Source organism: Pseudomonas sp. SAS7, assembly GCF_052112345.1.
GTDB lineage: Bacteria > Pseudomonadota > Gammaproteobacteria > Pseudomonadales > Pseudomonadaceae > Aquipseudomonas > Aquipseudomonas putida_Q.
Genome location: NZ_JBEGGO010000013.1, coordinates 89873 through 102225, shown reverse-complemented (window position 1 = coordinate 102225; position 12353 = coordinate 89873). Strand labels below are relative to the sequence as shown.

The following is a 12353-nucleotide window of genomic DNA, read 5'->3' as shown; positions in this document are numbered from 1 at the left end:
AAAAATCTGCCAAACCAGTTCCCTTTTTCCAATCTCGTTCGGTTAACCCGGCATAGCCCTCCCAACTCACCCTTCCGATCCCAGAGACCAGCATGCCGACGCCCTTCCACCCCGCGCTTCGCCTGGCACTTGCCGCGCCCCTCTCGCTGTGCGCCGCCGCCCCACTGCTGTTGCCATCCAGCCAGGCCCACGCCGAACAGGCAGCCAACGCCGAAACCCGCTTCAACATCGCACCCGGCTCGCTCACCAGCGCCCTCAACCAGTTCAGCAGCCAGGCCGGCATCTACCTGGCCGGCAGCAACGAACTGGCCGCCGGCAAGACCAGCCCGGGGCTGCAAGGCCACTACAGCGTCGCCCAAGGCTTGGCCCGGCTGCTGCAGGGCAGTGGCCTGCAAGCCGTGCCCCAAGGTAGCGCGGGTTATGTGCTGCAACCGCTTGCCGATGGCACCGCCCTGCAACTGGATGCCACGTCGATCAACGCCGCTACCCTGCTCGCCAGCAACGGCCAAGGCGATAGCGGCTACCGCGCAGTCGCCAGTGCCACCGCCAGCAAAACCAGCAGCGCCCTGGCCGACACCCCGCGCTCGGTATCGGTGGTAACCCGCCAGCGCATGGATGACCAGCAATCGCAAACCCTCACCGAGGTGCTGGGCTATGTACCAGGTATTTTCTCCCCGCCGTTTGCCGGCGGGGATGGCCAAGCGGGTGACCTGTTCTTCATCCGCGGCTTCAACGCCACCGACTATGGCTATGGCCTGCTGCGCGATGGCCTGCGGGTGCAGGGCAACCGCTACGACACCAGCAGCGAACCCTACGGCCTGGAGCGGGTGGAAGTGTTCCGCGGCCCGACTTCGATCCTGTATGGCGAAAACGCCCCGGGTGGCGTGGTCAACCTGGTCAGCAAGCGGCCTACTGCCGAAGCGCGCGGCGAAGTGCAACTGAGCTACGGCTCGCACAACCGCCGCCAGTTGGGCGTCGACGTTTCCGGCCCGCTGACCGATGAGGGCAATGTTCTCGGCCGCCTGGTGATGATGGGGCGCAAGGCCGACACTCAGGTCGACCATCAGCCCGACGACCGCATGTACATCGCGCCATCACTGACGTTGAACTTCGACGACTTCAACAGCCTGACCGTGCTGGCCACCTACCAGCGCGACCGCACCTTGATGGAGCTTGGTTACCCGGCCGCCGGCACCCTGCTGCACAACCCCAACGGCAAGATCGACAAGGACCAGCTGTCCGGCAACCCGGACTGGGACAACTTCGAGCGGGAAACCTGGAGCCTGGGCTACGAGTTCAGCCACCGCTTCAACGACACCTGGCAGTTCCGCCAGAACTCGCGCTACATGCAGTCGCGCATCGACCGCCAGGAAATGTGGCCAGGCAGCCTGAACAACGGCGGCTTCGGCACCACCCTGAGCAACACGGCCTACGACCGCTACAACAAGTCCATCGCCTACTCGCTGGACAACCAGTTCGAAGGCCACTTCACCAGCGGCGCGTTCGACCACACCTTCCTGATCGGTGCGAGCCTGGACCGCACGTCGTTCAACCAGGATTGGGACGCGGGCAACGGCGGCACCATCAATGTGTTCGACCCGGTCTGGAACGGCAAGCCGAGCACGCCCTTGCATGTACAGAACGCGCTGCTGGATCAGACCATGTATGGCCTTTACAGCCAGCTGCAAACCAAGGTGGACAACTGGGTGTTGCTGCTGGGCGGGCGCCTGGACCGGGTCAACAGCCAGTTCCGCAACAAGGCCGGTACCCTCAACGCACAAGCCGACATGGACAGCTGGGACAGCAAGTTCACCTGGCAGACCGGGGTGATGTACCAGTTCGAAAACGGCCTGTCGCCGTACTTCAGTTACTCCACCGCCTTCGCCCCGACCCAGCAGACCGAAAGCAAGAGCGGCCCGCTGGACCCCACCACCAGCGAGCAGTACGAAGGGGGTATCAAGTACGAGCCGAAAGGCTGGAACACTGCCTTCACCGCATCTGTGTACGACCTGCGCAAGAAAGACGACGTACTGTTCGATTCCGCCGTGGGTGACTACCGCCAGATCGGTGCCAGCCGGGCCAAGGGCGTGGAGCTGGAACTTAACAGCGACCTGAGCGAAAACCTCAACCTCACCGCTGCCTACACCTACACCGACTCGCGTATTACCAAGGATGTGGCCGGGTCGCTGTATGAAGACCACCAGATGACCGGTGTGCCACGCAACCAGGCGTCGGTATGGAGCACCTACCGCTTCCGTGACGGCCTGCTCAAAGGCTTGCAGATCGGTGGCGGCGTGCGCCACTTCGACAGTACCTTCGCCTATACCCCGGCTAGCCTGTACGGCAAGCTGGATACCGGTGACGTGACGCTGGTGGATGCCAAAGTGGGCTATGAAATCGACGAAAACTGGTCGGTCGAAGTCAACGCCCGCAACCTGTTCGACAAAGAGTATGTGGCAGGCTGCAACAACGCCGGCCGTTGCTACTGGGGTGAAGAGCGCACGCTGCTGGGAACCGTGTCGCTGCGCTGGTAAGTGGCCCACAAACAAAAGCCCCCGGCCATTTACATGACCGGGGGCCTTGGATCACGTCGCAAGCGTCGCGATCAGGGTACCGCCAAGATTACTGCTGCTGAGGCAGTTTATCGATCGGGCCGCAGCCACCGATGATCTTGGAGATGGAAACCGAAGGGTGGAACAGGTAGTCGTAAGTGCAGTTTTTCGGTTGATTGTAAACCTGGCCAGTGCAACCCGACAGCAGGGCAACACCCGAGACAACAGCAACGGCTACGGTGGCCTTGAACAGCTTTTTCATACAAAGTCCTTTAAATGAATCATCTTCGGCCATCGTCTGATGGCCGCGGGATCATACAGATTCCCAGCATTGGATCCAAGCCGTGCGTGGCACAAGTTCGTTGCAAGCGTGCAACTGAAAAGTGGCTGCCCCATAGTCAGTTGCGATAAAAAGCCCCGGCAACTCATGGTTCCCGGGGCTTCTTCAATCAGCAATCACCCAATCAATTGGTTTCCAGCTGATACGCCTTGCTCACGAACAACGCTGCAAACAGGCTCTTGCCTTCCTTGAAGGTGTACTGCTCTTCGAACTTGCCTTCCTCGACCAGTTTCTGCCCGATGGCACATTCCGAGTCGTTGTGGTTCTTGCCCTTGGCGCCGAAATCACTGCTCCACGACGACAGGCCAACCTCTTCACAGAAGGCTGCGAACTTCGCCTTCGGTACAGTTTCCTGGAAGGCACTGTAAGCCTCTTTCAGCGGTTTGAAGCCGCTGTAGCTCACCGAGTAGTTCTCAACCTTGGCCTTGCGCGCAAAACCACTCACCGCTTCGGCCAATACCGCCTGACCGGTGTACGGGCTGTATGCACCAATCAGCATGGCGCTAAGCGCACTCTTGAGCTGGGATTCGACATCGTCCAGCTCCGGCAGCGACTCGAAGTCTGCCCTGCGCACGATCTCACCCACCTTGGAGCCGTCGTTACGGTGGGTCACCACAAACTCCATCGAGCCTTCACCGTCACTTGAACGCTTGATGCTGAAGTCCAGGTCAACCGTGGTGCCAAAATCGCCCGTACTGCTGACCAGGAACGCGCCAGTCAACGGCTGGCGCACCGCCATGTTGGCACCCCAGTCGAAGCTCGACTCAGTGGCGCGGCCATTGGCGGCCAGCTCTGCGCGTGGCTGGATTTCGTCGCTGACATCAGCCACCAGCACCACCTCAGCGCCCTTGCTGGCAACGAAGGGGTTGGCCATCTGCATGCCCACCAGCTGGATGTGAATGCTACCGTCCTTGCTGTCACCGTCGTGGGACAGCTTCAGCGCATCAGCCTTCAGGTAAATGCCGGCAACATTGCGGCTGACGTTGAGCTGGTACTTGGCCCAACCCGCCAGGCCTTCTTCCGGCGAACCACCGCGTGCGGATTCCATCAGGCTGGTCAGCCCGCGCATGAACTGCTGCGCGCCATTGGTCTGCGCGGCTGCCTTGCGGATTTCGGGGTCGGCGACAGTCAGGTTGCCAGAGAACGCCGAGTAGGAAATATCGCCCTCGGACAGCACATCCTCAAGGAAGTAGCGCTCCTTGAAGTCCTCGTAGTAGGCCAGCGCAGCCTTCTTGCCCGAGCTGGCAACCATGGCATAGCCACCGCCGAGCACCAGCACCGCCGCGGCAACACCGCCAATCAGCAGCTGCTTCTTGTTCATCTGTTTGATCATGGTGTTTGCCTCACTGGACCATCGCGGAAGCGTTGTTCCAGTCGTTCACGTACTTTTGGGAGACCTCGGGGGTCCAGCTGAAATCGATACCGGCGTTGGGGAATTCCTTGGCCAGCACGGCACCGAACGACACACGGTCGGCACAGTGGTCCTGCTTGCAGGCCTCGGGCTCACCCACGCTATAGGCGCGGTAGGTAGGCACGGCGCGGCCATCGTCCAGCGGGTAGTACGGCGTGGCGTTCGCCACCTGGGTCACGTACCAGCCTTCGCCGTATTCCTCGTCGGCGACCAGACGGCCCTTGCTCGGGAAGTCGATGGTGTAGAAGTCGCCTTTCTTGCCGGTAACGTGCACCATCATCGGCGCCACGCGGGCCGACGTCGCAGGGTCTTGCTGCGCCAGCGGCGAAGCGAAGCGCACCTTGATACCGGCCATCTGCGCCAGGGCCTCGGTTTCGCGCCCCTTGAAGTCGCTCATGCCGTCTTGCAACTGCTGGTAACGCTCCAGCACCCGGGTGTGCACGCGGGCCAGTTCCTGCTGGCGCTGACGCTCTTCACGCACACGCTGCTGCTCACGCTGAACCGCCCAGTTCGCACCATCGCGCACATCGAAGAACAGCCCTTGGCGGTTGATGCCGATGCGGTTGCGGGTGATCTTCTGGGCATCGTTACCCCAGATGTTGTTCGAAATCGCCGACAGGTCCTTGACGATGAACAGGTTGGCCACGTCGGTGGTGGTCGGCGAGGTGGCCTTGATCAGGTCGAAAATTTCCAGCGCGGCTTCCTTGTACTTGGCCGCGTCCAGGGCGAACGACTCGTCCGGGGTAACCGCCACGTAGTAAGGGTCGCTGCTGAACGGGCGCAGTACACCGTAGCTGGAACGGGTGAACGTCAGGTACACCTTCATCTGCCGGCTGGGGATTTCGCCGACCAGGAACGCGGCCTGGTCTGCTTGCGCCGTGAGGTAGGAAACGGCTTTGTCCTTTACCGCAGGCTCGAGGTTCTTGTTGAAGATCAAGCCGCTCGGGTGGGCGTATACGCGGTTCCAGTTATCGCCACGGTAGGTACCCACGGCCTTCCAGCTGATTTTTTCGAAGCTGCCTTCACCAAAGCCGGACGCCGGGCACGGCATGGCCGGGGTGGTGCCGAACGACAGGGTGTCGCCGTTGCTGATGATCTCGCGGCTAAGCACCCATTTGCAGCCAGCGCCGTCCGTCACCTGCATCAGGTTGCGGTTCTCCAGCACCACGGCGCGACCGAAGTCCGACGTGGGGGCAGCGGCGACTGCAGCGGCAGGTGCAGGGACGGGCGGAACGACGGGGGCTGCTGCCGGCGCTTCGGCGGCAGGGGCGGGCGCAGGTGCTGCGGCAACGTCCGGGGCCGGGGCTGGGGCTGGGGCTGGGACTGGGGCTGCTTCTGCTTTCGCCGGCGCTGCTTCAACGACCGCAGGGGCCGGCTCAGCGGTTGGGGCTGGCGCAGCGGCTGCGGCGGCCGGGGCTTCTGCCGAAGCAGCGGGTGCCGGGGCCGGTGCAGCAGGTGCTGCCTGGGTGGGCGCCTGGGCAGCAGCGGCGGCTGGTGCAGCCGGCGCGGCAGCCAAAGTCACCAGGCCCAGGTTGCCGGCATTGCCCGAGCCGCTGGCGTAGAGGTTACCCTTGGCATCAACCGCCTTCCAGCTCACCTTGGCAGTTGAGCAATCCTTGGCGAACACGAACGGCAGCTTGGTCAGCAACCCCGACAGCAGTTCCTGGTTGTCCCAGGCCGGGCGGGTGATGGTCAGTTCAACCTCGGGTTTGCACCACGTGGTGGCATCCCCTGGCACTTCGACCTTGATGTTTTCTTTCTTCGAGAAGGCCAGCTCGTGGGCGAACGCCTGCGGTACCAGACCACAAGCGCCGATCACAGCCAGCGCGAGCGCGTGCTTTTTCATGGAGTTCCTCAGATCAGTTCCCAGGTGCCGTTGGCTTGTTTGCAGAAGGTGTTCTGCTCTTGCTCGGTCTGGCCGCTTTGCGACTTCAGGCTGACAGTGACCGGGCGGCATGCAGCTTCGGCGGCGACCGTTTCGGTCGGCAGCGACTGCACCGAATCCAGGTCGAAGCCTTGGGTTTCCTTGCTGGCGGCAACATCCAGCTCGTCCAGGTTCACCGCTGGCGTCACGCGTTTGGCCAAGGCCTGCGCCTTGGGCTCGACATAGTTCTTGTGCACGTAACCCACGGTCACGCCCTTGCGCCCGACCAGGATCCAGTCGCCAGTGGAGCCGACGGCAGTGAACTCGGTATGGTTCTTCAGGCTGCCGACTTTTTCGCCAGTCTGGTTAGGGGCGGCGCGCACGTTAAGGTTGTCGCTGATGGTCACGTATGGCTCGTTGATCAGCTTCATCGACGGCACCGCCTGAATCTTCGGCGCACGCTTGACCTCAACCTTTTTGGTCTGGGTGTATTCCTTGCCCGGCACAATCTGGGCGGTGGCGCCCGAGTGGTCAGACTTCCAGGTCACTGGCTGGGTACTGGCAGTGGTCTGCTGCTGGCTCAGCACTTCCTGGGTGCGCAGCGCCAGGGCCTGCTGGTCCTTCTCGTCCAGCATGTGGCCGATGCGGTTGCCCACGTAGGCACCGATGCCTCCGGCGATCAGGGCTGCGGCGATCTTGCCGTTGCCGCTGCCCATGGTCGAGCCGATGGCCACACCGGCCAGGCCGCCGATCACGGTGCCCGCTTGCTCTTTGCTGATCCCGAGCTGTGCACAGGCCGTGGTAGAGGCGATGGCGACCGCCAGAAGGGACGCGACGAATTTCTTACGCAAGTGGAGCACTCCATTTTCGGTGGGGCGCACAGCCGCGTACCGCAGCCAATAGTTGGCGGCAGCATTCATAGTTGTGCGGTTTTTGGGGTGAGAGAGCAGCACTGGCCACGAACGGCAATCCAACCGTCGAGCGAAGGGCGCAGAGGCATACCAGTACGGCGCGAAGCATCCAACGAATCCATGTCAGGAAGAGGTCACCGCCCAGCGCACGTAATCATTACGGCGTTTGGCCTGGGCGTGAGGGGCTTGTAGAGGGCGCATTGTAGCGCAAGGTGCCATTGACAGTTCAAGACAAAATGTTGCGAGAAGCCGGTGTGATCTACGAGTACAAGCCGGCAGCGTTTGCACCCCTGCCTCTCCGCCCTCAGGCACTGCACAGTCCCTGTGGGAGCGGGTTCACCCGCGAAGAGGCCAGCCAATCGCTCGACTGGGTTGTAAAGCGAGCCTTTGCCGACGATAGTTCAGGGCACTGCCTTCGTATTGCCCAACAGGAACTCACCATGCTCGGCGTCACCGACTACGGCGCATTCGTCATCGCCTTCATCATTCTTCTGGCCATCCCCGGCCCGGGCAATTTCGCCCTGATCACCGCCACCGGCAAAGGCGGTATAAAGGCCGGCCTGGCCGCGACACTTGGAGTGATCGTGGGTGACCAGGTGCTGCTGTGGCTGGCAGTAGCGGGCGTTGCCACCCTGCTGGCCACGTACCCCACGGCCTTCCACATGGTGCAATGGGCCGGTGCCGCGTACCTGGCTTACCTGGGCCTGCGCATGCTCCTGAGCAAACCCGGTGGTGCAGCACACACCTGCCGCATGGACAACGGCCAGTACCTGCGCCAGACCATGATGATCACCCTGCTCAACCCCAAGGCGATCATGTTCTATATGGCGTTTTTCCCGCTGTTCGTCGACCCGGTGAAGCACCAGGGGCTGGTGACGTTCGGCTTCATGGCTGCGACGGTGGCGGTGGTGACCTTCGTGTATGGGTTGATTGCCGTGGTGCTGACGCACCAGTTGGCTGAACGCATGCGTGCCAACCCACGAATCAGTAACCTGTTCGAGCGGTTGGCGGGGGCTTGTCTGGTAGGGTTTGGTATCAAGTTGGCGGCGATGCGCTGAGCAAGGCCGCGGCACAGTTTGTGGCTCAACCCTGGCGACGCATAAACTCTGCAAAAAGCGGTACGGTGAAATCCAGCACACCATGATCGGTGCTGTAGGCCATGCCCTTGGCGATGACCTTGGCTCTTGTGGGGCCTGGTGAAGATTGGGTTCGGCCCATCGCCTTGGCGATATCACCTACCGCATAAGGCCCGTGGCCAAGCTCCGACATGGCTCCCGACTTCGTTCAAGATTACCGTCTTGCCCGTCCCTCTCAAGCCAAGCAGCATCATGGACCGCGCGCTAAACGGTTATAGCAATAGATAGCGAAGTCTAGCGATTTTCGCTATCTATTAGTAGATTTCGGTAGCGTTTGCCCTTGGGCACTGCAAATCAGCCCCCGTCCTACAGCTTGAACTCAGAATTATTCCCTTCCTTGTAGGGAGTTTCCCAAACATACTGGCAACCCGCTCAAACTGTTGCGACGGATTCGGTCGCGCTCTAGTCTCGGCTTGTCGTTGTGAAATCAGCGACCGGCTTTGACAGGCCGACTACTCAAGTTTCCGTTGCAGCGCTTAATGGCAGCTGTGCATGGGGCACATTCGTGTGCGCCGGGTCCTTGGGTACCGGTCTGTCAACCCATGTATAGCTGCCTCCATTCGTTTGACAGCGTTGCCAGGCGGCTCCACTACCCAAGGAGCTTACATGCGCAAGATGGTCCCCGATCCACCCTACTCCCTCGATTCCACCCAGGCTCTGCAAGACACACTGGTCCAGTCCTCAGAGTACATACTCTGCGCCCTATCCGTGGCCCGCCAGCCCATACAACTCAAGCCTACCGCCCACAGCTCGATTGTGATGCAGGCCGTGATCCATGAAATGGAGGAGGTACAGAGCCTGGTGGAGTCGGCATTGATGCAATTGCAGATGCGGTCGCACTTACCCAGTGAACCGTACACCTTGCACTAGCAGGCCAGGCCTCTTCGCGGCTAAAGCCGCTCCCACAGGGTTATCTCCGCCCTCAGGCACTGCACAGCACCTGTGGGAGCGGGTTCACCCGCGAAGAGGCCAGCCCAGGCAACCCAGAACCCAGGGAAACAAATCAATGCCCACCGACAACACACAAGAACCCACCACAGTCGGCAAGACCTGCTTCTACCAAGGCGAAAACAACACCCACCCGCTGTTCCGCATCGAACCCGGCATCCCCTGCCAGGACGCCCGCGAACAGGCATCCGAACTGATGGGCTACGTGCGCGACCTGATCATCACCGGCCTGATGGACGGCGACCAGAAACTGATCTGGGCCTCGCACTACCTCAGCGCGATGGCTAAGGCGCTGCTGGATGATGCTGAATTGGGGATGATGAAAAAGTAAGGCACAACGAAAAAGCCCCTGGAAGCTTTCGCTTCCAGGGGCTTTATCTTGTATGGCGGAGAGATAGGGATTTGAACCCTAGGTACTGTTGCCAGTACAACGGATTTCGAATCCGTCCCGTTCGACCACTCCGGCATCTCTCCAATGCCGCGCATCATACCAGCGTTCTTTTAAAACGCAAACCTTTTTTTAAAAAAAATCGCGTGGTATCAGGCGCTTGCGTGAACGCGCCGCTTACAGCGGCACGCCCAGGCGCTTGGCAACTTCTTCGTAGGCTTCGATCACGTCGCCCAGGCCCTGACGGAAGCGGTCCTTGTCCATCTTCTTGCGGGTTTCTTTGTCCCACAGGCGGCAGCCGTCCGGGCTGAACTCGTCGCCCAGCACGATCTGGCCGTGGAATACGCCGAACTCCAGCTTGAAGTCGACCAGCAGCAGGCCGGCGTCATCGAACAGCTTGGTCAGCACTTCATTGACCTTCAGCGACAGCTTTTTCATTTCGACCAGCTGCTCGGCGGTGCCCCAGCCGAACGCGACAACGTGGGATTCGTTGATGAAGGGGTCGCCCTTCTCGTCGTTTTTCAGGAACAGTTCGAAGGTGGACGGCTCCAGCTTGATGCCCTCCTCCACGCCCAGGCGCTTGACCAGGCTGCCGGCAGCGTAGTTACGCACTACGCATTCGACCGGGATCATGTCCAGCTTCTTCACCAGGCACTCGTTGTCGCCCAGCAGCTTGTCGAACTGGGTCGGCACGCCGGCTTCTTCCAGTTTCTGCATGATGAAGGCGTTGAACTTGTTGTTCACCGTGCCCTTGCGGTCGAGTTGTTCGATACGCTTGCCGTCGAACGCCGAAGTGTCGTTACGGAACAGCAGGATCAAGCGGTCGGCGTCGTCGGTCTTGTAAACCGATTTGGCCTTGCCGCGGTAGAGTTCGTCGCGTTTTTCCATGATTGGGCTCCGCTTGCTTGAGGTGTTGGGCTAGGCGATTTCGCGCCAGTCGAGCCCGTGTTCCTGATTCGCCACCTGGAGCCAGTCCGGGTCGCACCCTAAGGTGTCGACGAAGCACTGGCGGGCCAAGTGTGGCAGGTTGTTCTTGCTGCTGAGGTGGGCCAGCACCAGGTGTTGCAGGTTGCTCCAGCCCAACTCGTGCACCAGGCACGCGGCCTGGTGATTGTTCAAATGCCCTTGCATGCCACCTACCCGCTGCTTCAGGAAGACCGGGTAGTGACCGCGTGCCAGCAGGTCGCGGCAGTGGTTGGCCTCGATCAGCAGTGCATCCAGGCCCTGGTAACGTTCCAGCAACAGTGCGTCGTACGAGCCCAGGTCGGTCAGCATGCCGAAGCGCCGCTGGCCGTCGCTGATCACGTATTGCAGCGGCTCGTAGGCGTCGTGCTCGACCCGCGCTGCGGTCACTTCCAGGCTGCCGATACGCAGGCTTTGGCCACAAGCGAGAAAACCGGCCACCTCCACCGGCTTGCGCATGCCGCGCAAGGTCCCTTGGCTGAGGTAGACCGGTACATTGTAGCGCCGTGACAGCAAGCCGACCCCATGCACGTGGTCGGCATGTTCGTGGGTGACCAGTACCGCGCTGATCTGGGCCGCCGAAACGCCGAGCAGCGCCAGGCGCCGCTCGGTTTCGCGCAGCGAAAAGCCGCAATCGACCAGGATGAACGTGTCACCACTGGCGATCAGCGTGCCGTTCCCTTGGCTGCCGCTTCCGAGTACCGCGAAGCGCACTTAGCCCAGGTGGTCCTGAATGGCGCTCAGCACGCGGCGGGCGACATCGGCCGGAGCCACGGTGTTGATGTTTTTCTCGACCGTGACCTGCACGCTCTCACCCACCTTGCTCAGGCGAACCTGGTAGCGCTCGGCACGGGCTTCACGCTCTTCCTTGGTCGGCTCGCTGCCGAACATGCGGCTGAAGAAGCCAGGCTGGTTCTGCTTGTCGTCAGGCTTTTCCGAGAGGTTGATGTAGTACAGGCCCAGGCTGCGGTTGATGTCTTCGACACGCCACTCGCCACCCTGCTCCAGGGCACGGCCCACGCCAGACCAGGCGCGATCCAGGTCGGAGCCCAGGTACAGCACCGGGTTGCCGCTGCCGTCTTCGCTGAGGCTGACGCGGCTTGGCGCATCGAAATCGCGCGCGGCCAGCAGCGACACCGAACCGCCCTTCTCGGCGCTGCGGTTCATGCTGGCAAGCATTTCGTCGACCAGCAGCGCATCGGCGCCAGTATTGCTGGACGTGGACGGGAAATCTGGCTCGGCAGTGCTGCCAGCCGGGCGCTCGACGCTGACCACGTACACCTCGGAGGTGTTGCGCTGCACGCCAGGCTCCATGCGCACACGTACGCGCACTTCGCTGTCACCGCTGCTGGCGGTGCTGGCCAGGCGTTGGCCAAGCGATGCCGACAGCTCGTCGAAACGCTGCCAGGTGGTGTTGAATTCACCGGTCTGCGGGCGCTCTTCAGCAATACGGAAGCCGTTGTCCTCAAAGAACTGGCGGGCCACTGGCCACACCTCGGCAGGCGAATGCTGGGCCAGCACCCAACGGCTGCTGCCGCTGCGTTGCAGGCTGTAGTCGGTGACCTGGGCGGCGCCACCGGTCAGCGGTTGCGGGCGCGGCACCTCGAACTCGCCAGCGACGTTATCGTCGGCGACGTTACGCGGGATGGGCAGCAACGGGTCAAGGCGCTTGACGTTGCTGGCGTCCTGCGGCAGCTGCATCGGCGCAGTCGGGTGCGCCTGCAGGTAGTCGCTGCCGCGGTCGCGGAAATAGCCATCCTCGCCCCACAGCCAGCCACACCCACTGGTGCTGGAGATAATCAGGGCAAGGGCGGAAAGACCAGCCAGTCGCTTCATGCGG

The 12353-nt window shown here is 61.7% G+C and carries 12 protein-coding genes and 1 tRNA gene; 4 read left to right on the top strand and 9 right to left on the bottom strand.

All coding sequences use genetic code 11. The annotated features are described in order from the left end of the window. The first annotated feature begins 92 nt into the window (after nucleotides 1–92). Nucleotides 93–2534, top strand: coding sequence for a TonB-dependent siderophore receptor (locus ABI582_RS20590; protein WP_442120127.1), 2442 nt, complete (start codon nucleotides 93–95; stop codon nucleotides 2532–2534). 88 nt (nucleotides 2535–2622) lie between these two features. Here ABI582_RS20590 and ABI582_RS20585 read toward each other — a convergent pair whose 3' ends face one another. The 4 genes from ABI582_RS20585 to ABI582_RS20570 form a co-directional block, all read right to left on the bottom strand. Beyond that, nucleotides 2623–2814 carry a YhfL family protein gene (locus tag ABI582_RS20585; RefSeq protein ID WP_003254720.1) on the bottom strand — a complete coding sequence of 64 codons (192 nt, stop codon included), beginning with the start codon at nucleotides 2812–2814 and terminating at the stop codon, nucleotides 2623–2625. A gap of 202 nt (nucleotides 2815–3016) precedes the next feature. After that, nucleotides 3017–4225 (bottom strand): hypothetical protein, encoded by a 1209-nt coding sequence (locus tag ABI582_RS20580; RefSeq protein ID WP_442120126.1) that lies wholly within the window; start codon nucleotides 4223–4225, stop codon nucleotides 3017–3019. 10 nt (nucleotides 4226–4235) lie between these two features. Continuing rightward, on the bottom strand, nucleotides 4236–6149 hold the full coding sequence (locus ABI582_RS20575; RefSeq protein ID WP_442120125.1) for a hypothetical protein: 1914 nt from the start codon (nucleotides 6147–6149) through the stop codon (nucleotides 4236–4238). Nucleotides 6150–6157: 8 nt separating this feature from the next. Further along, on the bottom strand, nucleotides 6158–7018 hold the full coding sequence (locus ABI582_RS20570) for an SH3 domain-containing protein (protein ID WP_338744921.1): 861 nt from the start codon (nucleotides 7016–7018) through the stop codon (nucleotides 6158–6160). A 500-nt stretch (nucleotides 7019–7518) separates the two neighbouring features. Between ABI582_RS20570 and ABI582_RS20565 the strand changes: the two genes are divergently transcribed. Continuing rightward, nucleotides 7519–8136: a LysE family transporter gene (locus ABI582_RS20565; protein ID WP_442120124.1), complete on the top strand. Its 618-nt coding sequence runs from the start codon at nucleotides 7519–7521 to the stop codon at nucleotides 8134–8136. A 25-nt stretch (nucleotides 8137–8161) separates the two neighbouring features. On the opposite strand, the gene ABI582_RS20560 is transcribed toward ABI582_RS20565, so the two are convergent. Beyond that, complete coding sequence (locus tag ABI582_RS20560; protein ID WP_442120123.1) at nucleotides 8162–8347, bottom strand: hypothetical protein; 186 nt, start codon at nucleotides 8345–8347, stop codon at nucleotides 8162–8164. Nucleotides 8348–8820: 473 nt separating this feature from the next. On the opposite strand from ABI582_RS20560, the gene ABI582_RS20555 reads away from it, so the two are divergent. Both ABI582_RS20555 and ABI582_RS20550 read left to right on the top strand, forming a co-directional pair. After that, nucleotides 8821–9084: a hypothetical protein gene (locus ABI582_RS20555; protein ID WP_442120122.1), complete on the top strand. Its 264-nt coding sequence runs from the start codon at nucleotides 8821–8823 to the stop codon at nucleotides 9082–9084. Between the two features lie 136 nt (nucleotides 9085–9220). After that, nucleotides 9221–9493 carry a DUF3077 domain-containing protein gene (locus tag ABI582_RS20550; protein ID WP_060519570.1) on the top strand — a complete coding sequence of 91 codons (273 nt, stop codon included), beginning with the start codon at nucleotides 9221–9223 and terminating at the stop codon, nucleotides 9491–9493. A gap of 53 nt (nucleotides 9494–9546) precedes the next feature. On the opposite strand, the gene ABI582_RS20545 is transcribed toward ABI582_RS20550, so the two are convergent. From ABI582_RS20545 to bamC, 4 genes are all read right to left on the bottom strand, one after another. After that, a tRNA-Ser gene (locus tag ABI582_RS20545) sits at nucleotides 9547–9636 on the bottom strand. Between the two features lie 91 nt (nucleotides 9637–9727). Next, nucleotides 9728–10438 carry a phosphoribosylaminoimidazolesuccinocarboxamide synthase gene (gene purC / locus ABI582_RS20540; protein ID WP_016498342.1) on the bottom strand — a complete coding sequence of 237 codons (711 nt, stop codon included), beginning with the start codon at nucleotides 10436–10438 and terminating at the stop codon, nucleotides 9728–9730. A gap of 30 nt (nucleotides 10439–10468) precedes the next feature. Beyond that, nucleotides 10469–11227, bottom strand: coding sequence for an MBL fold metallo-hydrolase (locus ABI582_RS20535; protein ID WP_442120121.1), 759 nt, complete (start codon nucleotides 11225–11227; stop codon nucleotides 10469–10471). After that, the gene (bamC, locus tag ABI582_RS20530; RefSeq protein ID WP_338744924.1) at nucleotides 11228–12349 is read right to left on the bottom strand and encodes an outer membrane protein assembly factor BamC; all 1122 of its coding nucleotides are present in this window, start codon (nucleotides 12347–12349) and stop codon (nucleotides 11228–11230) included. Between the last annotated feature and the right edge of the window lie 4 nt (nucleotides 12350–12353).